Below are 20,874 nucleotides of genomic sequence, written 5' to 3'. Positions count from 1 at the left end.
ATTTAAAAATTGTATCAGAGTATAAATTATAAAGATTATAATAAACCCAGGCACTATTAATAAAGTTCTTTCAAGTAGTAATCTTACAGCATTATTGCCATCAATGAGAAGTCTAATAAAGGTAGGCACAATTATTGAAAATAACTGTAAAATTATCATTGATACAAGTAAGAATATTAGTGATTTTTTTTGCTTCACAAAGAAATTCATAATGATTTTTTGCAAAGTCTCTACATGTGATTGTTTTTGTTTTTTACCCGTATCAATAATCATATCAGTTGGTTCAAAACTAAGAATAACCTGGCTAAATGATTCTTCAAATTCCATTTTTGAAACCTTCAAAACTCCCTTATCAGGATCAAATAATGTTACTTTATTTTTAATACTTTTAACCACAACAAAATGATTATTATTCCATAGAATAATAATTGGATGTTTAATTTTTGACGACATCAAATCATCTGAGTTAATTTTATAGGCTTTACCTTTTATCCCATGATCAGATATGATCTCAATTAAATTGTATAGACTCAAACCTCCCCTAGGAACCCCATAATGATCCCTTATTTCATTTAATGTAGATTTAATGCCCCAATAATTTAATATCATTGTTATACAAGCAATACCACATTCACTATGTTCAGATTGTTCTACTAAACTTAACTTTCCCATATTTGTGTCCATCCCTTTCCATTAACTTAAAGAGCTAAATAAATAAAAAAGTACCCTTACTTATTTAAAAATTATGGTTGTATTATCCCAAATATATGTAAAATTGTCAATGTAATCTTATTTCTTTGCAAGTAATATATACTGTACTTTTTACATGTTGAGTATTTGTTAAAAATTAAACATTTCTCTGATGAAAAGCAAATTATTTAATTTACAAGATTTATATGGCTATTATTTAGAAAATCTTGTAAATACAATAATCCAATTTTAATATAACATATTATATATAAAAACAAAAATGTAAAATATTAAATAATATGTAAACAATATTGAAATTGTAAAACCTTCGTGATATATTTAACATGTAAATTCAAAAGTACATGCATGTTAGATGAATTTAACAAATTAAAGGGGGGAACTAAAAATGCAAAAAATATCAAATGAAATTTGTGGAAAGAGCTTAAGGGAAATGTCACAAAATGAAATGCAAGATATATATGGTGCTTCATCTGAAACAAATGGTACACCAGCTACTGTTGTTAGTGCAATATCAAAATTTGTAACAAAAAGCTCAAAGGCGTGCATATCTGCATCTGCATCTGCTATAAGTGGTATTCTTTCATATAACAAAGACTGCTTAGGCTAATAAAAAATAAGGAGACTGGTTATGGAAATGAAACAAGATAAAATTGTTGGAAAGAGCTTAAAGGAATTGTCTGAAAAAGAATTAATGGACGTTTATGGTGGACATGGAATGTCAGAACCTCAATCTACCATGGTATGCTCTGCATTAATAACTTTTGTAGGCTCATACCTTGGTTCTGCAGTGACTAAATGCGGTAAGGACAATAAATAATAATTAAAATATAGAACAATCATAAGTAAGAGGTGTTGGCTCACCATCACTTCTTACTTATGTAATAATATAAAATTTATAACTAAATAAAAGTACCCACTTTTAGCATTGTGTAGGTTGTGGAAGTACGTAACTAAATAGGTAAGGAGAAAATATTATGTACTATAATTTTTATAATGCACTTACTATAAAAGAAAGATATTCAATAATAGAAAATCAATTAAAATATAAAAATAACTTTAATAAAGAGGCTTTTATGCTTTGGCGAAATGATATGTCTATATTAAGTAATGCTGAATTTTCAAAGATGCTAGAAGTAAATAAGTATAATCAAAATATTTTTTCATTTGCTGTTGAGAAAAAACCAAATCAGGAATTAAAAGAATTATACATAGACTATACAAAAAATTCTGATTGGTATAATAAGCTCATTGAAATACATGAATTATCCAACTCATGTATTGATTTTGATAACACAAAACTTTCATATTTATTAAGATATTATATAATATATGCTGATAAAGAAATCAGAAGTAAGCTTAAACCAGAAATAATCAAATTTATTAAACAAGAATCAATTCAGTCTATTCTATTATCCTTTTTTTCACAAATTAGTGACATAGGAATAAAGGCTATTACCCTTGAAATTAATATGCAAAGAGAAAAAGGTCTTCTTCTTGGAGATACTACTGAGGACAGATATAAATATTTTATTAGCAAATATGAAAATGCAGAAGACATTCTTAATTTCTTTGATAAATATCCAGTATTAGCTCGTGTTCTTGTAGAGATGACTACAATGTTTATTAAGAATACCATTGAAGTATTTGACCATATTAATGAAGATAAAATAAAGCTAAAGCGCCATTTTCATATAGATGAAAAAGATTTTATTATTGATACAATATATTACGGACTCGGTGATTCACATAATGGAAATAAAACCGTAATGACATTAGCTTTTGAAAATAATAGAAGAATATTGTATAAGCCAAAGAATCTACATGTAAATATTGCATTTTCTAAGTTATGTGATTATCTTAACCATAGAGCTCCAATTCTACCTTTGAAAACTGTAAATTCTCTTGCTGTCAATGATCATGGCTATGAAGATTTTATTGATCATATAGATTGCCAATCCGAAGAGGAAGTAAAAAGATATTATATAAGATTTGGTTATTTATTAGGTCTTATGTATCTTCTTAACGGCACTGATATGCATATGGAAAATTTAATTGCCCATGGGGAACATCCAGTTATTATTGACTTAGAAACAATAGTGCAGCAACCTACATTATTCAATGGTAAGGATAATGATAAAACTACACAGCTAATTAAACAAAAGGTGTTTGAAAATATTGATAGAATAATGCTATTAACTAGCAGGCTTAAAAATAGTGATAACAGTAAGGGAATAGATATTAGTGCTTTATCTGGAGCAGAGAAAACCCTTGATGAAAAGGTACTACAAATCACTAATCTTAACACCGATGAGATTAGATTTGTAGAAGAAACTGCTGTACTACCAGGAAGCCAAAATCTCCCACTAAAACAGATTGATTTTAAAAAATATAAAAATAACGTAATTGATGGCTTTACTACTATATGTAATTATTTTATAAATAATAGAGAAGAAATTTTGAATTCAGATGTATTTAAAAGCTTTAAAGGGTTAAAGGTAAGGCAATTATTACGAAATACTAATCAATATGCTAAGATATTGGGTCACTCCTATCATCCTGACTTTTTATCTGATATGTTAGATAGAGAAAAAATATTAGAAAACATGTGGAGCATTGAATTTAACAATCCAACATTTATTATTAGTGAAATTGAAGATATGATGTTTAATGATGTCCCTTATTTTTCTTATTACACCCATGGATTAGAAATATATAGCTCAAATAGAAATCTAGGAGAGTTTACTTCAAAAACTTCATATGAGTATCTTATAGAGCATATTATAAGGATTAGTAATGAAGATATCTTGAAACAAGTTTCCTTAATAGAATTAGCATATGGAAACTATGATATACCTAATAAAATTAAGGAATATGAAATGACAGTACAATCCCTTAAAGAAAATTCTTCAACTGAAAACACTTTCTTAGAATATGCTGTTAATCTTAGCAAAAAAATATTATCTGAGCGAATTAAAAGTGAGGATCTCCTTCTATGGATGACAGTAAACACAAGCAAATATGAAGAAGATTCCTATAATGTTATATCAGCAGACTTTTATGACGGTGTTTATGGAATTGCATTAGCTATGTACTATTTATATAAAGTAACAAATGAGACCAAATACTATAGCTATTTTGAAAAAATAATTGATGAGTGTAATACGGAAGATCAAATAATATATGTTGAAAAAAATATTGGATATACAAGCACCTTTAGTTTTATACACATGGCATCCTTCTTAGAAAAAGAAGACTTACAAAAAAGTAAAATTAAAGGTTATATAAATAAGTATTTAAAAAAATTAGAAAATAATATTGAAATTGACGTTGATTATCTTAATGGAGCAACTTCCCTTGTAAATTCTTTAATTAGATTATATGATAACTCTCATGATACAATATACTTATCCCATATTATCACCTATGCTGAAAAAATATTAGCATGCTTTAAAAAAGATGAGGTAAAGGATTTTCAGGCTGGTTTTGCACATGGCTTAGGACCTATTTCTTTAATATTCTACAAATTGTATAGTATTACAAAGTCAATTAAATACCTTAATTTTGCAACAGATATATTAGATAAGGACAAGCATCTCTACTCAAATTATGAAGAAATGCCCCTATCATGGTGTAGAGGTTTAACCGGTATAGCAATTTCTCGTATTGAAATTTGCAAAACTATGAAAAAAGCAAATTTAGATTATACTGGAGTATTAGAAGAAATTGAAAAAATCAATGACCACATTATGAAGTCAAACATGTTCCAAAATGATTGTTTATGCCATGGCAATTCAGGTTTAGTAGAATATTTCTTGACTAGGTATTCTTTAACAAGGGATTTACATGATTATGACATAGCAAAAACAATAATGAACAAGATTATGACAATCCAAAAGGCAAAGGGTAAATTCCATTTGAAACAACTTGAGCATATTTCTTCAATAGGATTATTCACTGGAGAAACTGGTATTTTATTTGAGCTAATTCGTTTGATTAATCCTGAAATTGTTCCTTCAGTATTAAGTTAGAGAGGTGATATTATATGAAAAATATTGTAACACTAATAGGTACACGTAATTTAAATACTCGAACCTATAAATATGTTGAAGAGATTTTCAATGAACTCAATGTAGAAAGTGACTACAATAATACTATTTTAAACCCAATAAAATATTGCCTTAATCCTTGCTCTGGATGTAAAAATTGTTTTAGTAATGGTATTTGTATTTTTGATAATCTTAAAGATGATAAAGGTAGTGAACTTAAACAACTACTTTTATCTGCAGATTTAATAATTATTAGTTCACCAGTGTATGCCCATAATGTAACCTCTGATGTTAAATTAATTTTTGATAGGCTTTCATATTGGTTGCACATTTTTAAATTATTAGGAAAGCCAGTTATAATACTAACCACAACAGACACAAATGGTGAAAGCTTTGTTAATGATTATTTAACTAAAATGTTTCAGTATATGGGAGCAGTAATTATTTCAAATGAAACTTTCTTTGCGTATGATACACAGGAGGAGATTCTTCATAAGCTCCAATCAATAAGAAGTATCATAAAAGATGCTCTTGAAGGAAATATTGTTTTAGAATCCTCTCCAATGCAAGAGGCTATGTTTCAGCAATTAAAGTATACTTATTTGTTTTTCCCTAAAGAACATTACGAATATAAATATTGGGATAGTCACGGATATTTTAATGCAAACAGTTTTTCAGAACTTTTAGTTAAGGATAACAGCCATAATGAATAAATTTTTCAACTATACAAGTTTTCTTTTAACACTAATATTATTAAATTTAATTAGTTTTTTTCTACGTATAACAATAATAAATGAAATAACCCTTTACTATTTGTTATTTTTAATCGCCGTTACTTTCCACGAACTTGGACATTTTGCTTTTGGTAAAATCATAGGAATGAAGCTGAAATCCCTTTATGCTGGGCCCATAAAAATTTGTGTTGTGAATAACAAGGTTAAACTTAAAGAAAATAGCATTTTTGCCTTAAGTAATGGCTTATGTCAAATGTTTAAATGCATTGATAAAAACCAGGTATCAAGGAATTTTTCACTCTACTATTTAGGGGGTATATTTACCAATTTATTATTATTTATTCCTGCCATTCTTATAAGTAGAATAGAAACTGAATTTTACTTTAAAACAGTTATTACCACCTTTGGTATAATGAATTTTGTTATTGCATTAGCAACGTCACTGCCCTTTGAAGGAAACGATGGATGGATGGCATTTTTATTACTAAAAAATGATAAGGGCATTAAAAATAAAGTTTGGCTCCAAAATATATATTTAAGTGATATTGATGCTAGTGAGTTAACAGAGGCTGAAGTAGATAATTTATTTCAAGTATTTAATAACCATAAAGACATAAGTGATATTTTCACTTGCGGTAGTTTGATAGCATTACACTATATAAAAAACAGTAATTATGACTTAGGAAAAGATTACTTTATGGAAATTATTAATATTATGAAAAAGCAAAATAAAACTAACAGGATGGAAGCAAAGAGTTATATTGAAGTCATAGATTTTCAATTAAAATTGCTTACTTTACTAGAGGAAAATACAGATATAGAAAACTTCAATGATTTTGACAAATCACAATTAATAAAAACAGTAAAAGAATATCAAAGAGCGACTATAGACAATCGATTAAGAGAGTACATTGATACTATTCTGTCTAGGATAAGGTAGCTTTAGAGGATTTATTGTATAAGCCGATGATAATTTAATATCATTGGCTTAATTTCAGTCTTTTAAATCTATTCCAGGAATCGTAGTAATAGAGTGTGAAATTATTTCTGTAAATAGCTTTCCATGATAATGATTTTAAAGGCATAGTTATTATCCTATAATCCCATGCCTTAACTTCAATTTCTCTATTTAAGCTTATTAAATACAATACAAATGATATAAATACTATTACTTATTTATATTATTTGTTATACTTTAGTAAGCTTAAAATACTCTTCCAATTCCTCCACAGAATTTATATCAAAAATATCCATACCAATTCTATCAATGGTATTAATGGGTAAATTCATTATCTTATTCTCATATCCATCTGGTAAACTTTTAAATTTTTTTATTAGTAGCTTAATTAGTAATTCTGCTTTGCCTTTTTCTATTCCTTCTGCTATTCCCTTTTCTATGCCCCTCTTTTCAACCTCTGGATCATATAATGTTTTTGTCATTCTACTCACCTCATTTTCTAAAATTTCATCCTTAATAAAATTTCTATTTAGATATTCTATTAAATTTTGTATTGCTAACAGCAATAAATAAAGTAGTTTGTATGCCTACTGAAAGAAGTATTTATAGACTATCTTTTGAAATGTTGAAGGTTAATGCCATACTCAGTGAAGACCCATTTTACAAAGAAAAAATCGCCAGTTATGAAATTATTGAATTTATTCCTACCAAATATGCAGCTAGTTTCAAAGATTTTATTTAATAAGAATGAGAAAGGGGCTATCTCCCTACATTCACTCCATTATTTTATGACATTATTAATCTAAGTATAAATTTATTTTCTTTTCTAAGTCAATTATTGCTTTTGATATTTCCTCATTATTTTCAAGATGTAATAGTCTAAAGTACAGGCTACGTATGAAATTTTTCACATTAGTTCTAGCCATAAATCTTGTTCTTCTATCTTCTATTTCAACAACCTTACTAAGCCCATCTATCCAATTACAAATATATTCATTACTTAATAAGTTGTCTGATATTATATCATAATATATTATTGTAATTAACCTTTCATCCTCTTCTGCATTGAAAACTTCTCTTCCTTCAAGTAACTTATTTTCTATAGTCCCCATAATATCTTTACATATATCCTCAGTAATTCCTTTACAGTTTATTAATGCATGTATTCCATCAGCTACATGCGCTATAGCATGTAGCCAACCCTTTTCTTTATCATATCCACGTAAATCTTTTTCTTCATTTAAATATTTAATTAAGCAATCTTTAGTCTGTAGAATCATTTCTTCATCTAAAAATTCTTTATCTAAATGAACACATAAGATTGGATTTACCAAAAGCATAGAAAAACTTCTTCTTAAAACTGAATCATCATCTTCACTTCCAATGTTATAAAAAGCAAAGTCTTTACTTAATATAGTATTTAATAATGTTTCTAACTCTTCATCAGTAAAATACCCTTTTTCTTCAATCCAATTAACAAAAGTAGTATATATCAACTCATCTCTTACTTCAGGATCATTGTCACCAATATACTTAAGCATTAAATTAACATAATCATTAATATTTTCACCATTTCCAAGGTTGTATTCATTCTCTTTAATCCTTATTAAATTTGCTTTTAGCTGTTCTTTTTCATTATACATTTTTAACACCTTCCTATTTAAATAAAAATTTAGGCAAAAAATTTAATTCTAATAATTAATTTTACTGATATATTATAGGGAGAATATATGAATAGAATTAAATAAATTTATTTACTAATTTCTTCTTAGTGAAGAATCATAATCCTTGGCCACACAAATTTGGTTTTATTCCTAAACCAACATCAGTAATATCTTTGCAATCATAAACACCAAATTGATTTCCTACTGGAACTTGAGCAGATTCACCAAAGCAATAGTAGCCTATTAGATTATTCTCTTTGTCAGAAACCGAAAAATAATATCCATTAAGGAGTTCACTTATACAGCTATTACTTTCATCCATACTATAGATTGAAAATGATTCTTTATAAACCCATTTTGAAATTTGCTTTGCTTCATTATAATTCATTTGCTTTATATTTAGTTCCATGCTAAATCCACCATTACTTAATTACCTACTTATTTGATTATATACCATATATTTTCAATATTAAAGGTACCTAACATAAGCTGTATAAATTGCTTCTCTAATTCTAATTTCCTTTAATTTTGTGTCAGAAAGAGAGGTATGAGAATGTGCTAATATATTTTTACTCTTAATGGTATCTTTCTCTGTGTTAAAGACCTCTAACCACTTAAACCAATATATGTAATTAGCAAGATATTTGGTTGCAACACCATTAAATCTATCCATCAACTTCTATTACACCACCAACGCTTCCAATACCCATAAAGGCTCTAATTGCTATTGTAAATTAATATTGCCAAATAAAAAAGCATAATTTCTCCTGGATAATACAGTATAAAAACAAACATTTTTATTATCACCTGTTAACATAACTGTTTGTTTAATATTAGCTGCCTTTATTTCTTTTATTGCCTGTGCTGAATCTGTCTTTACCTCATCTACAATAATCCATAAGGTCTGAAATCATTTTAAAACATGTGTGATAATAAAAAGTTCTTATATTATGCATTTACTGCATAGTATAAAAACTTTTATATTCTAAAAATTAATTTAATACTTCCTTTATATATTTATTTTTACTTATTTTATAGAATATAAACTGAATTAAAATTTCTAAAAGAAGAGTAATAATTGACTTCTTCATTAACAGTTCAGTGATTCCACTATTAAATACCATAATATATAAGAAATATACTCCTAACATTCCTCCGATAAATATGGGAACAAAGAAAATTATTCTTAACTCCTTCTTAATTACCGATTTTACTTCACTTTCCAAGATTCCAACTTTAAATAGGATACTATTTCTTTTTCTCTCTTCATTAACATCAGAAATCACTTTATAATATAATACTACTCCATTAGTTATAATAAATAGTATTCCTATAAAAATTGTAGTGAATAATAACATACCGTTATCATCTAATTGCATTCTGATTAACTCTTCTCTATAAAGTGGCCTATATGCTTCCAAGGTTCCTCTTTCATCCTCAGATATTTTACCACCCCATAGCTGACCTTCATTCCAATAAGTGCTATCTAAATCGTTAACACCTTTTAAATAGTTTAGTAACCCTTTAAAGGCAACATCTTTATCCCTTACATTCATTAAATGTAAGTTTTTAATGGTTTCTTCTTTTACATTTTTCTTTATCATATTATAGTCATTATCGTTAAGAATAAATGCGAATCCTGAATCATATTCTCCACCATATCTAAAATTAGTGAATTGCACACCTTTTTCTTTATTAATCTTATCAGCGTTTATTTTCAAAGAGTAAGATTCTTTAACAAGGTCATCAAATTGTTCTTTCTCTATCAAAGTCCCATGGTTTAGTGATAACTTGTTCACTATTTCTAGGTTATTACCTTTAAGAGTTAAAAAAATCAGATTTGGAATCTTATAGTCTTTGCTTTCATTTTCAACTGTAATATACAATGCCTCATTAGGTTTAATATTAATATCTATTCCCATATGTTTATTATAGTTTGACTAGCTAATTACTGAATGTCTAGTATTTAAAACACTAAGATTACCGGATTCTTCCTTAAATACAGGTACTTCAATATATTCTAATTCTTTGTATTCATTTACGCTTCCACCATTATCTTTAACAACATTTATAACATCTTCTCTATTTACACTGTTATACTTGTTACTTTCAACAAACATAATATCATATGGATTTTCATTTAAAATATATTCCCTAGTTGAAACATAAATTGAATAACTATATCCTACAAATAGCATAGCTCCAGCTAATAGTAGAGAAGTAATAAACAATATGTTTTTATATGCTAAGAATCTATGAGATAAGTTGCTTAAAACCAACAAGTTATTATTATATATATTAGGAAACTTCTTTAAAATAGCTTTGATTAAGGTAATAATTGCACCAATTATTATATATGGACAAATTATAATTACTAAAAATAATCCTAATATTATAGGTGCAACCTCCTCAATATTTCCCTTTAGGATAATAATAGGTAAATAATATAAAGCCGCCACAAAAATCAATATAGTTACTACTCCAATAAATACATTAGTATGTCCAATTTCCTTTTTTACATCAGCTTTAATTCCTTCAACAATAGATATCCTCCTAAGGTAAAATATGTTGAAAATTACATTCTCTAAAAATATTATTACAAATACACCAGCACTTAATAAAAAGCTCTTATAATTTAATGTGTACTGGATATTAGCTCCACTAACCATTTTATTTAGAGCCATATAGAACATTCTCCCCAAAACTGTACCACTAACAATTCCTGTAACTAGAGAAGCTATCATAACCCCCATGTTTTCCATAATAACCATTTTAGTTAAATCTTTGTATGTCATTCCTAATGTCAAATACACACCAAATTCTTTACCTCTATTTTTCAAAAAGTATATATTGGTATAAGTTTTATTTTTCCATCTTTTCTAAATATAATTCTTTTACAGAAAGGAGCTGCAAAGGGATCATGGCTTACCATTAACACTGTACTACTTTTTTCATTATTCATTTTAGCTATAGTTGTCATAACATCATTTGCTGATTTTGAATCTAAATTTCCTGTTAGCTCATCTGCAAAGATTATAGTGGGATTATTAATTAATGCTCTTGCAGCAGCAACTCTTTGCCTTTGACCACCTGAAATATTGTAAGGATATTTTTTCTTTAAATCTAATATATTAAAATACTTCATAAGATCATTTAAACTATTTTCTATTTCACTTTGATCTTTCTTATCTAATATAAGAGGTAATGATATATTTTCTTCAACAGTTAAACTATCTAATAAATTAAACTCTTGAAAAATATATCCAATATTTTTTCTTCTAAATAAAGCAAGTTTGTCCTTTTTCATTTCACTAATATCATTATTGTTAATAATTACACTACCTGAAGTACCCTTATCTACTCCTGAGAGTATATTAAGTAAAGTACTCTTTCTACTTCCACTTGGCCCCATTATGCCTACAAACTCACCACTATTAATAGTGAAATTTAACCCATTTAAAGCACTAACTTCTTTTGCTCCCTTAAATGAAGCATATACTTTAGTTAACCCATTAACTTTTAATATTTCCATACATCATACCTCGCTAAAAAATAATTTAGTTTATACATTTCATTAAAGACATATCCAACTCCCCTTTTAGTAGCAATAACACTTTCAATACCTAAATCATTTAACTTTTCAAATTATATTTTATTTCTATTTCATTAACTTTATCTATATATATATTTGTGTTAGAAATATATTTTGTTTCTTTATCATTTTTGTAAATAGTAATCCTATCATAACCATAATCAAATGAAACTACTTTTTTATCATTAATAAACAATCTAGCTTCCAAACAATATCCTCTATTTTTTGATTTGCTAAAGATCTTTTTAACTTTAGTATTATCAAACTGGTTTAAAAATTCTTCTATTTCATCTTTATCCGTTATTTTTACAGTTTTTCCATAGGTTCCAGAGCTCATAAGTATCTTATCTACTTTTGTAAAATCAATATCTAGTATACTTTTAAAATTCTTTGGTATAAGAAATGGTTGTAAAATCAGCCCTATAATAATTATCACCAATATAACCAGTAACCAAATACTCTTTTTCTTCATATTTAGATCCTCCTTAATAAATATAAATAATGTGGTTAACCCCTCTTTTAAATTTTAATCTTCTGTTATAAATTTCAATGATATAAATATAAGCTATTATAATATTATATCTTATATTTAACCATCGTACCATTTTATGTAATTTAAATGAATAAAACCTGATTATTTCCCAATTAAAAAATATTGAGAAAACCCACAAACCCGCACAGCGCCAACAACTAGTTAACTAGGTTCATATTTAACTAGTTTTATAGGTTTATATGTAACTAGTTTCCTAGGTAAAATTATATATATATCCCTATTTAACTATATAAAATTTTCTATATTTATCTAGGGATATATTAAAATATGTATATATTTCAGGGGGTGATGTGGAAGGATTTTTTTTTGATTAGAATTTTTTAATATTATGAGGATGATTTAGTGAGCAGTGTGTTTAGTAAAAATGACTATTACAATATTTTTTTATTGTCATAGTCATTTTGGTGAGTGAGTATAAAAAATTATCTTACTTCCTAGTAATATCACATTTTCTTATCAATTTGTTTCCATTTATAAATTCTTCTACCAAGTTAATATTTCTCATATCTTTCCAAATTTCCTTTGGAATATGCTCAAATACTATAAACTGAAACTCCTCTTTATACTCATTATTAATTAAATCAATATAATCATTTAATAAAGATATCGCAATAGTAATTTTTTCTTTATCTCTAAATTCTTCGTTCTTATTATCATAATATGGTCTACTTGGTTGATCTAAAATAATATATGATGGAATATACTTAATTTTTTGTGCCATAATAACTTCATGTAATGATAAAATAAAAAATAAATGTAAAAATAAATAATTAGAACTACTACCTACAACTTTAGCTATCTGAGCTATTTTAGGATTCATCAATTCCAACTTTTTTTCTTTATAATTCAATACAGGTACATAATCTCCATATGTTTCCATTGCTGATTTACAACGTTCCATTAATGCTTTAGCACTGATTTCAACGAGCTTAATTATTGAGGTTCTTCTGTCTTCATTTCTATCAAATGATATTTCCAACAGCTTTAGTTCACCTTCTAGCTCTTCTATTTTATCTTTAAAATCTATAATACTTCCATTATTACGATATATCTCAATTTTTGTTTTAGCCTCTCCTAAAAATATATACTTATCAATTATCCCTGTATTATCTTCTTTAATAGAAAATTTATTAATTTCTTCTCTAACTTTACTTAAATTATAATATAAATTTTTAAGTTCTTCTTTCATACCATAATCACTTTTTTTCATCCTTGATATTTTCTTTAACATGTTGCTATAATTATATTGAAGTCCATTCATTATATCAACTACTGATGCATGGTTAATTAATTCTCCATAGTTATCTGCTAAATACTGAATAGGTTTTAAACTATCTAAATTTTTATTATTTAAGTTTGTGTAATTATTTGCTTGGTTTAAAAAATCGTTTATAATTTTAATATCTCTTTTAATTTTCTTTTCCTTTTGAGATAACTCGTCCAAAATTTTATTGCTTTCATCAGCAAAACTATGAGAATTACCTTTTGCCAAATCTAAAATTATATTTATACATTCATCCACATTAAGTATATCATTAGGAATTAAATTTAACATTTTAGCTTTTTTAATCAATGACAATTTTTCATTTTCGAATGCACTTACTTTATTATCTATAGTATTTTGCTTGCGTTGATATTTATTTATCTCTTTATTAATACTATTTATCTTTTCATTTATTAATACATTTTTCTCATTAGATATACCTACTGCTAAATCAAAAGTACGCTCCAAAGCTTCTTGATATTTCGAATCAGTTTGCTTGTCAAAAAATATATCGCTATTATCAATTGTATTTTCATCCTGTGAATTAAATAGCATGAAGTATTTCATTGAAATTTTACTACCTGCTTTTATTTGTTTTCCGCCATAAGGAACTATTGTATTTTCATTAATGGAAAATTCCTCGTTCATAAATTTTTTTAAATCCTTTTCACTAATAGAACTATGTGGCATCTGTGGTACTTTTCCAATTAATGAAAAATAATAATCTGTTGAAGGTATAGTTACATTCATACTTCTTCTAGCTATTGTATAAACTTTGTTATTTATACAATAGTTTATTCCATACCATTCCACATTTTCATTAATAAATTCCTGAGTTATTTTAATATTTCTATCTGCAAAAAAACAATAATCTATAATAGCTAAAATTGCTGATTTACCTGTTTCACTTCCCCCAGTAATTATATTAACTTTATTAGGAAGAAAATTTAATGTTCTTATATTTCCGTTTTTCATCCATAGTATTATCTGATTGTAATGAAATCTCATAATATTACCCCTAACTGTAAATAAAGTTTTTCATCTTCTTCATTTAATAAATTCACAAGTTTTGGTGCTATTTTAATTATACCACTTGCTCTCTTTCCAAGTTTTTTAATTTCTATTGCTGATATTAGTGGTGTCTTCAATTTAATTATATTATATTCTAAATCTATGAAATTCATATCGTCTAATATAACAAGAGTATTAATAGTAAGTGGAAGAAAATTATAATACATATTATTAAATTTAGATACAGAAGATACTTGCTTTAATCTAAACTCTTCAAAACTTCTTATTTTAGAATTAGTTCCTAAAAATTTAACTACATTTGTGTTGAAGATTAGTGGAGGGATTAACATTGCTTTAGAATAACTTATTTCTCCCATAATTTCTAATATTGACATTATTCCAAATGCACATATTCCTTCGTTATTATATAAAAATTTTGAATTTAACATTATTGATACCTCTTTTCCCACTCTAGCTTCCATCCTATTTCAGCCTGATCTGAAAGAGAATAAAATGTTCCATTACTTTCTTCAATATTTAATTTTTCACCACATAATTCTAAAAATATTGTTTTTATATCATCTAAACAATTTACTGCATTGTCATAAAGTAATTCCGTTAGTTCCTCATCCTTAAGAATACCCTTTTTAATTGCTTTCTTACTATTTCTATGAGATCTTTGATGATAATTAGACCATAAGGAAATACATTCATCCCAAAATTGTTCTTTATCCATTTCTGTTAAATAATTTTCTTGTATCCATGATTCCAACAAATTTTCCAATTTTAATTTAACCATTGTATACTTTGCAAATTCCGTTAATTTGATGTTATCTAAATAATCTATTTCTATTAACTCTTTAATAAAATTTTGTTCCTCTAATTTATCTGGTAAGGCAACATCATATTTTAATTGCCTTGGGAATTTGTCATTTCTCCCATAATTAAAGCAATGCTTAACTCTTCCATCTATCTCTTCAAATGATATAAAAACACGTTCACCACTCTTTATATTTTCATATTTCCAAATACTTAAAATTCCAATGCACCGTTCAAATATTTCATCTAACTTTCTTTCATCAATGTGATTACTTAATATTTGATCTTTTATCCTTTTTACTAAATCATCAAATCCAAGTGTAAAATTTAGTTTATCTACGAACGCTTTTAACACATCATCTCTTTGATCTATAACAATTTTCATATACTTTTTTAATTTTTTTGAATAATCTGTATCGCCTTCAACACTATTATGTAATTCTAAAATATAATCTTTATATTCCTTAACAGTGATAGCATTCTTTCGAAATTCTTCTGTTTTAGTAAAAAATTTATTGTTTTCATTATTTTTGTTTGTAACTAATACGAATTCTATATTATTTATGTAATCTAATTTCTTATTTTCTATCGATTCATTAATACTTAGATTCCAATTATATAAACTTTTCCACAAATCAACATCTTTTTCTGTCATATTTATGATGTTCATACATTTATTAGTTTGAAGAGAATGCTTAAGTTGAATAAATACTTCCTGTTCATTATTTAATTCTAAATGTACATCATCTTTTACTTCATATCCTATTTTCTCTCCTGGTTTTAACTCTAATACTATGTATATAAAATATAAAAATTGATAATCAAATCCTACTGATTTCTTATCTGCCGAAGTTGCTTCTTGATTTTTTGTAACTTCCAAAATTTTCACCTCTAATTATAAAATACTTATTACTTCACTTTAACATTAACATATTTTTCATTATTTAGTAATATATTTTGTTATTTTATACATTTGTGAAGTTGAATATGTACATTTATCCAATTATTTAATTATAAAAGTTTTAAAATTAAAATTTTCTTTTTAGTTTTATAGTTGTATTAAAAATTTTTTCATTATGAATTTGATTTCTTTAAAAAGCTTATATATATTTCTTATGAATTGTTAATTAAAATGGTGACTGATCAAGTGAAATTATAACACTTTTAATTTTTATCGTATTGTTCTGCCTAGTATCTTAGTTGCTATTTTGATTTGAGGTGGTGATACCTTTTATTTTTCTAAGACAAAATTTTTTTACGTGCTCAGAAAATACTCTCACTATTATGTTTTTTATACATCATATATTATAAAATATATATCAACAAATTAATTTTAAATATACCAATTTCTCATCATATGGATAATGATAATTAGAATCTGATTATTCCATCTAATAAGTTGAGCAGTTCTGATATTTTCATGTTTCTTGCAAAATATCAGAACCACTCTGTTATGTGAAAAGTTTTTTACAAATGTCTAATTGAAAAATCTCTATTCCGCAGAGTAATAATGATTTTTACCCTTCTTAAATTCAATATTTATTAATCCATCTTTATGCAATACCCTGCTTCCCCAAGATGAAACTTTTTGACGACTACAACCAACTGCATCAGCTATCTCTTGCGCACTCATAGATTCATCAATACTTAAGCTTGAAATCAAACCAAGTACTTTTATTTCTACCTCTGCATAGTTACCTTTAGTAATTGGGGCATCTTTATGGATAATCTCCTCTAAAGGAGAATCATCTTCAAAGCATCTTTTCACACGGATATGGCATACCTCTTTTTCATCATAGATTTTCTCACAAGCCGGACAACGATAACTTTTTAATTTCTCATTTATAAAATAAGGGTCATATTCAGATAAAACATTATCATAAACAAATCTAAAAGCCGTAAATTCATCTTTTTCTTCTGCATACTTAATGTTATTTTCTGTACAAATACCATAATCAATACTGTATAGTGCATAGTTACCACCATACTTAGAACTTCTACTATCCTCCAAATTATGAATTATAAAATTTTCACACAAGATATTCAAATAATCTTTTCTAATAGGATCCACTAAAAAATGACTTGCAGGTCTATCTGAGTGCTTACTTTTTTCGCTGATAGCTTTATTTAGAATACTATTCCACATGTCCATATTGAATCCTGGTAGTAGTCGCTTTTTTATACTACCTTGAAATTGTAAAAAGTACATTTTCTTTGTTGCAATAATTCCATAGTTCAGTTCTGTTAATCCTATTTTCTGGTCACTGCTACCATTACTCTCACAACGTAACCACGCATTTTGCAGAATAAGTCCAATAGTTCGTGGTACACCCATAGCTGTTCTAGCTATTCTAAAATTAATATCTTTCTTTTTTGCCTTAAAAATATCAATATATTCTAAATCAGAGCAATAATTTGAAATTCGTGCCTTAATTAGCTGCTCAACAAATACTTCTAATTGCTTTACACCATTAACAATTCCACCATATCTCTCTACATAGTCCTTCAAGTCAAGTGGGATTTGAAAAAGATCTCGACCAATTATTATATTATCGCCAAAATCATATCTATCTGAAATTACACCAATCTTGAAGAACATATTAATTTTCGAACCTAAGAATTTTTTAATTAGCTTTGAAGCAATTATTTGTTCTTCTTCGTTTAGGTCAGAAAATTCATCGACAAATATATAAATATAGTCAATTTTAGCCTTTTTTCTGATTTTATCAACTTTATCTAAAAAACTCTGCACATCAAGACTTTTAACTTCACGATGTTTTATTGTACTTTCAATATTCTCTGATGTACTAAGATTCACGCCGGAACTAGGCCCTGTAGAATTTACTCCCACTTTAATTTCACTCGAATCTGAAAGACTCACCTTTTCTTCAACTCTAATAGCTCTGTTACTTACTGTAATTCCTTCTATAAGTACTTTTTCTATGTAATCAAGACCTTCTAACGATGGATTTTCTATAAATTTAGATAAAAATTTTTCTTCGAAAATCAAATTTAGTTGGGCTTTCAAATTCAATATTATTTGTCGTACGAAGTTTATCTCCAATAAGTTTGAATCTCCATATTGATTTAACATTTCCTTGCAATTACTTAAATCTATATATATTGGTAAGACTTTATCATCACCAAGTATTTCACTACTTTTCTCAACTTTTTTTGAAATGGTTTTTAAGCATTCATAGTATCCTTTTAGCAGTAATGCAGTTTTACCCGTTCCTCTACGGCCAGAAATGTAATTGTCCTGCCTTTGTAAAAGGCTACTTGTATTATTGAAAAAATCTACATAATATTCATCCAATTGATCCATTTGACTAAGATCAGTAATGGAAACGTAATCTGCTCTGAGTATTGATTCAAATGCATTTCTAACTTTTTGTTTTTGTAAATTTGTCAACATATTAACACTCCTATCATCTTATACATTTATCCATTGTATTTGCAGTAACTATTTTCCAAACAATAGTCGTTTTATCCCCATATGGTTTGATTTACATTCTAATTAAGGAATAGTAGCTTCAANNAAAAATAAGTTTATACATCTAATATTTACCTACTTGTATTGCTATTTCCAATTGCCCATTATAGACATCATCGACATATTAAAATGAAAATAATTAGCAAACATATAAATTCAACTCTATAACCTATTATACAATTTAAAATTTTCGAAAATAACAATCTTTATTTGAGATACGGTATTTTATCTATAAAAATATTTTTACTCAAGTTATTTCAATGCCTAAGCCTATTTTTCACGCTTATTTATGCTACTACTTCTAAATGAGGTTTTTCCTCTTTATTCTTATATTAACTTACGCTTTTTCATCATTGTGATTGTTTGGAATAAACCACCAGTTATTTTACCACCGCCAAGTCTATTGCACATATATTTAGAAGAAAATTGATTCATAAATTTATCTTCTAAATCAAATGTTCTTTTTGTTGTATACGCTAAAATTCTTGTAGTATCAAATGCCCTAAAACTATCAATTGAAAATACAGATGTATCTACAGCACCCATCGGAAACAGAAGTCGGTCAAAGGACTTGCTCTTATTCCAATGCTGTCTTATACGTTTTTTTATGTTATCTGTTGTACCGATGTATAGTTGGCAATATTCATCAAGAATCATTATATAATATCCTGATTTTTCATCATATAAATTAAGGTCAAATACTTCAACGAAACATTTATTACTTTTAAGAAACTTTGTTATTTCCATATTAAATTCATCATGATTTAATAGTGAAAAATATTCCATATTCAAATCAAAATTTTTTAAACAGTTATCTAGTTGTTTTTTACACCATTCATCTGAATATATTCTACCTTCTTCATCAGCATAAATATCCATAGGGAATTTCAATAATGTATTTTTATTACTAACTACCACATAGTTTTCTCGCGTTAACTTTAGTCCACGTTTACCTTCAAGTACCTTCAATCCAAAGTGATTAGACATGATTTATCCTCCTTCAAATTAATAATTTTAGATTATACTTTAATCCTATCACCTCTCCCAAACCCCATACCCCTGATTAAAGGCTATCTGATACAGTGGCTCTATATTTGCTTTCACCTTCTGGCTAAACTCTTCTTTTTCAATTTTCCTTTGATTGTTTGCAGCTATATTTATGGATAAATATCCTTCTAAGTGCTTCTTATATCTTTTAGGATTTCTCTGCATTATATCAAAGCTTTTGTATTGAACTTCACAGAACTTGTCCATATATAAGCTAAGGTCAGGCAGTTTATTACTCTTTTGACTATTCACATTTTTAAAGGTAGGTGCTAAATTCCATAGTTCATCATGAAGTACAAAGCTCCAGGGAATAAAGTGATCTATACTTAGATTCCCATAATTAGAGAAGTTCTCTTCTGTTAGTTCCTTTCCTGTATAAATATCACTAACAGTTTTATCTCTATTTATCTCTGTCCAAAGCTTAGTTGCCTTACTTAGATCTCTTTTACCTGGTGCTGTGATTTTAAATGGAATTGCNNATTGCTGGTACATTAGGATTTCTCTTTTGAAGATAACAAACCAGGTTATAATGCATCCATCCGTATATTATAGCTTGATTAGCACTTATGTACTTATACCAAGAGTCATTAATTTCTATAATCTTATTATTAATATCTATTTTATATATAGCTCTCTCATCTAGATTGGTCAGCTCAGCTATAAACTTATTTATCTTAGTACCATTCTTCTTAAATATATCCTTTGTTAATGCAAAGAAGGGAGTTAAAAGTCTATAAGGTACATAATCACGAAGTTTTTTAATCCTTTTTTTAACTTCAACATCTTCTATATTTTCTATAACCTCTAATAGTTTATTTTTATTCATATCACAAGGTATATTATATTTTTCATGGATTAGTATAACTAAATCAAAGAGCCTGTCTTGAATTCCTAAACTAAGTTTATATTGAGTAACAGGATACCATGCTCCCACTATCATTCTACATACAAGTTTTCTAAAGGATATGTACTTATTTCCCTT

20 protein-coding genes (1 of these 20 cut by a window edge) are annotated in these 20,874 nt (G+C 26.9%); 5 read left to right on the top strand and 15 right to left on the bottom strand.

What is annotated here, in order from left to right; all coding sequences use genetic code 11:
* A protein-coding gene (locus B2671_RS11430) for a cysteine peptidase family C39 domain-containing protein (RefSeq protein WP_346870535.1) crosses the window boundary here: on the bottom strand, positions 1-672 show its 5' portion. 27 nt of this gene lie to the left of the window's left edge; 672 of the gene's 699 nt are visible here — the first part of the coding sequence; the start codon lies at positions 670-672; its stop codon lies beyond the left edge, outside the window.
* Between the two features lie 424 nt (positions 673-1,096).
* Between B2671_RS11430 and B2671_RS11425 the strand changes: the two genes are divergently transcribed.
* The 5 genes from B2671_RS11425 (at position 1,097) to B2671_RS11405 (ending at position 6,431) form a co-directional block, all read left to right on the top strand.
* The gene (locus tag B2671_RS11425) at positions 1,097-1,318 is read left to right on the top strand and encodes a lichenicidin A2 family type 2 lantibiotic (protein ID WP_346870534.1); all 222 of its coding nucleotides are present in this window, start codon (positions 1,097-1,099) and stop codon (positions 1,316-1,318) included.
* Between the two features lie 21 nt (positions 1,319-1,339).
* Entirely contained in the window at positions 1,340-1,528 is a 189-nt protein-coding gene (locus tag B2671_RS11420) for a lichenicidin A2 family type 2 lantibiotic (protein ID WP_346870533.1), read from the top strand.
* 157 nt (positions 1,529-1,685) lie between these two features.
* A complete protein-coding gene (gene lanM, locus B2671_RS11415) occupies positions 1,686-4,739 on the top strand; it encodes a type 2 lanthipeptide synthetase LanM (protein ID WP_346870532.1) in 3,054 nt (1,017 codons plus the stop codon).
* A 14-nt stretch (positions 4,740-4,753) separates the two neighbouring features.
* Positions 4,754-5,470 carry a flavodoxin family protein gene (locus B2671_RS11410; RefSeq protein WP_346870531.1) on the top strand — a complete coding sequence of 239 codons (717 nt, stop codon included), beginning with the start codon at positions 4,754-4,756 and terminating at the stop codon, positions 5,468-5,470.
* A complete protein-coding gene (locus tag B2671_RS11405; protein ID WP_346870530.1) occupies positions 5,463-6,431 on the top strand; it encodes a site-2 protease family protein in 969 nt (322 codons plus the stop codon). Before B2671_RS11410 ends, B2671_RS11405 begins: the two co-directional genes overlap by 8 nt.
* A gap of 248 nt (positions 6,432-6,679) precedes the next feature.
* Here B2671_RS11405 and B2671_RS11400 read toward each other — a convergent pair whose 3' ends face one another.
* The 14 genes from B2671_RS11400 to B2671_RS11330 all read right to left on the bottom strand — a co-directional run bounded on the left by B2671_RS11400 (position 6,680) and on the right by B2671_RS11330 (position 20,384).
* Entirely contained in the window at positions 6,680-6,931 is a 252-nt protein-coding gene (locus tag B2671_RS11400) for a DUF4351 domain-containing protein (RefSeq protein ID WP_346870529.1), read from the bottom strand.
* A 315-nt stretch (positions 6,932-7,246) separates the two neighbouring features.
* The gene (locus B2671_RS11390) at positions 7,247-8,092 is read right to left on the bottom strand and encodes a DUF2785 domain-containing protein (protein ID WP_346870528.1); all 846 of its coding nucleotides are present in this window, start codon (positions 8,090-8,092) and stop codon (positions 7,247-7,249) included.
* Between the two features lie 136 nt (positions 8,093-8,228).
* Positions 8,229-8,522: a hypothetical protein gene (locus B2671_RS11385; RefSeq protein ID WP_346870527.1), complete on the bottom strand. Its 294-nt coding sequence runs from the start codon at positions 8,520-8,522 to the stop codon at positions 8,229-8,231.
* Positions 8,523-8,582: 60 nt separating this feature from the next.
* Positions 8,583-8,789 carry a hypothetical protein gene (locus B2671_RS11380; protein ID WP_346870526.1) on the bottom strand — a complete coding sequence of 69 codons (207 nt, stop codon included), beginning with the start codon at positions 8,787-8,789 and terminating at the stop codon, positions 8,583-8,585.
* 316 nt (positions 8,790-9,105) lie between these two features.
* Positions 9,106-9,999, bottom strand: coding sequence for a hypothetical protein (locus B2671_RS11375; protein WP_346870525.1), 894 nt, complete (start codon positions 9,997-9,999; stop codon positions 9,106-9,108).
* Positions 10,000-10,053: 54 nt separating this feature from the next.
* Complete coding sequence (locus tag B2671_RS11370) at positions 10,054-10,926, bottom strand: ABC transporter permease (protein WP_346870524.1); 873 nt, start codon at positions 10,924-10,926, stop codon at positions 10,054-10,056.
* 23 nt (positions 10,927-10,949) lie between these two features.
* Positions 10,950-11,645: an ABC transporter ATP-binding protein gene (locus tag B2671_RS11365; protein ID WP_346870523.1), complete on the bottom strand. Its 696-nt coding sequence runs from the start codon at positions 11,643-11,645 to the stop codon at positions 10,950-10,952.
* Positions 11,646-11,745: 100 nt separating this feature from the next.
* Positions 11,746-12,177 (bottom strand): hypothetical protein, encoded by a 432-nt coding sequence (locus B2671_RS11360; RefSeq protein ID WP_346870522.1) that lies wholly within the window; start codon positions 12,175-12,177, stop codon positions 11,746-11,748.
* Between the two features lie 508 nt (positions 12,178-12,685).
* Positions 12,686-14,530, bottom strand: coding sequence for a DUF3732 domain-containing protein (locus tag B2671_RS11355; RefSeq protein WP_346870521.1), 1,845 nt, complete (start codon positions 14,528-14,530; stop codon positions 12,686-12,688).
* The gene (locus B2671_RS11350; protein ID WP_346870520.1) at positions 14,527-14,982 is read right to left on the bottom strand and encodes a hypothetical protein; all 456 of its coding nucleotides are present in this window, start codon (positions 14,980-14,982) and stop codon (positions 14,527-14,529) included. The genes B2671_RS11355 and B2671_RS11350 overlap by 4 nt, the downstream gene beginning before the upstream one ends.
* On the bottom strand, positions 14,982-16,232 hold the full coding sequence (locus B2671_RS11345) for a hypothetical protein (RefSeq protein WP_346870519.1): 1,251 nt from the start codon (positions 16,230-16,232) through the stop codon (positions 14,982-14,984). Before B2671_RS11345 ends, B2671_RS11350 begins: the two co-directional genes overlap by 1 nt.
* Positions 16,233-16,844: 612 nt before the next feature.
* On the bottom strand, positions 16,845-18,677 hold the full coding sequence (locus B2671_RS11340; RefSeq protein WP_346870518.1) for a hypothetical protein: 1,833 nt from the start codon (positions 18,675-18,677) through the stop codon (positions 16,845-16,847).
* 495 nt (positions 18,678-19,172) lie between these two features.
* Positions 19,173-19,832 carry a GIY-YIG nuclease family protein gene (locus B2671_RS11335; RefSeq protein ID WP_346870517.1) on the bottom strand — a complete coding sequence of 220 codons (660 nt, stop codon included), beginning with the start codon at positions 19,830-19,832 and terminating at the stop codon, positions 19,173-19,175.
* Positions 19,833-19,880: 48 nt separating this feature from the next.
* The gene (locus B2671_RS11330) at positions 19,881-20,384 is read right to left on the bottom strand and encodes an HNH endonuclease domain-containing protein (protein ID WP_346870516.1); all 504 of its coding nucleotides are present in this window, start codon (positions 20,382-20,384) and stop codon (positions 19,881-19,883) included.
* Positions 20,385-20,874: the final 490 nt, after the last annotated feature.

The organism is Clostridium sp. UBA5119 (assembly GCF_002414285.1).
Classification (GTDB): Bacteria; Bacillota; Clostridia; order Clostridiales; family Clostridiaceae; genus Clostridium_J; species Clostridium_J sulfidigenes.
This window is presented reverse-complemented; position numbering and strand designations above follow the sequence as displayed.

Bases quoted from the DNA above. Each gene is read 5' to 3' on its own strand.
- B2671_RS11425 (WP_346870534.1), top strand. From the start codon at position 1,097: ATGCAAAAAATATCAAATGAAATTTGTGGAAAGAGCTTAAGGGAAATG.
- B2671_RS11420 (WP_346870533.1), top strand. From the start codon at position 1,340: ATGGAAATGAAACAAGATAAAATTGTTGGAAAGAGCTTAAAGGAATTG.
- lanM (WP_346870532.1), top strand. From the start codon at position 1,686: ATGTACTATAATTTTTATAATGCACTTACTATAAAAGAAAGATATTCA.
- B2671_RS11410 (WP_346870531.1), top strand. From the start codon at position 4,754: ATGAAAAATATTGTAACACTAATAGGTACACGTAATTTAAATACTCGA.
- B2671_RS11405 (WP_346870530.1), top strand. From the start codon at position 5,463: ATGAATAAATTTTTCAACTATACAAGTTTTCTTTTAACACTAATATTA.
- B2671_RS11400 (WP_346870529.1), bottom strand. From the start codon at position 6,931: ATGACAAAAACATTATATGATCCAGAGGTTGAAAAGAGGGGCATAGAA.
- B2671_RS11390 (WP_346870528.1), bottom strand. From the start codon at position 8,092: ATGTATAATGAAAAAGAACAGCTAAAAGCAAATTTAATAAGGATTAAA.
- B2671_RS11385 (WP_346870527.1), bottom strand. From the start codon at position 8,522: ATGGAACTAAATATAAAGCAAATGAATTATAATGAAGCAAAGCAAATT.
- B2671_RS11365 (WP_346870523.1), bottom strand. From the start codon at position 11,645: ATGGAAATATTAAAAGTTAATGGGTTAACTAAAGTATATGCTTCATTT.
- B2671_RS11360 (WP_346870522.1), bottom strand. From the start codon at position 12,177: ATGAAGAAAAAGAGTATTTGGTTACTGGTTATATTGGTGATAATTATT.
- B2671_RS11355 (WP_346870521.1), bottom strand. From the start codon at position 14,530: ATGAGATTTCATTACAATCAGATAATACTATGGATGAAAAACGGAAAT.
- B2671_RS11350 (WP_346870520.1), bottom strand. From the start codon at position 14,982: ATGTTAAATTCAAAATTTTTATATAATAACGAAGGAATATGTGCATTT.
- B2671_RS11340 (WP_346870518.1), bottom strand. From the start codon at position 18,677: ATGGATCAATTGGATGAATATTATGTAGATTTTTTCAATAATACAAGT.
- B2671_RS11335 (WP_346870517.1), bottom strand. From the start codon at position 19,832: ATGTCTAATCACTTTGGATTGAAGGTACTTGAAGGTAAACGTGGACTA.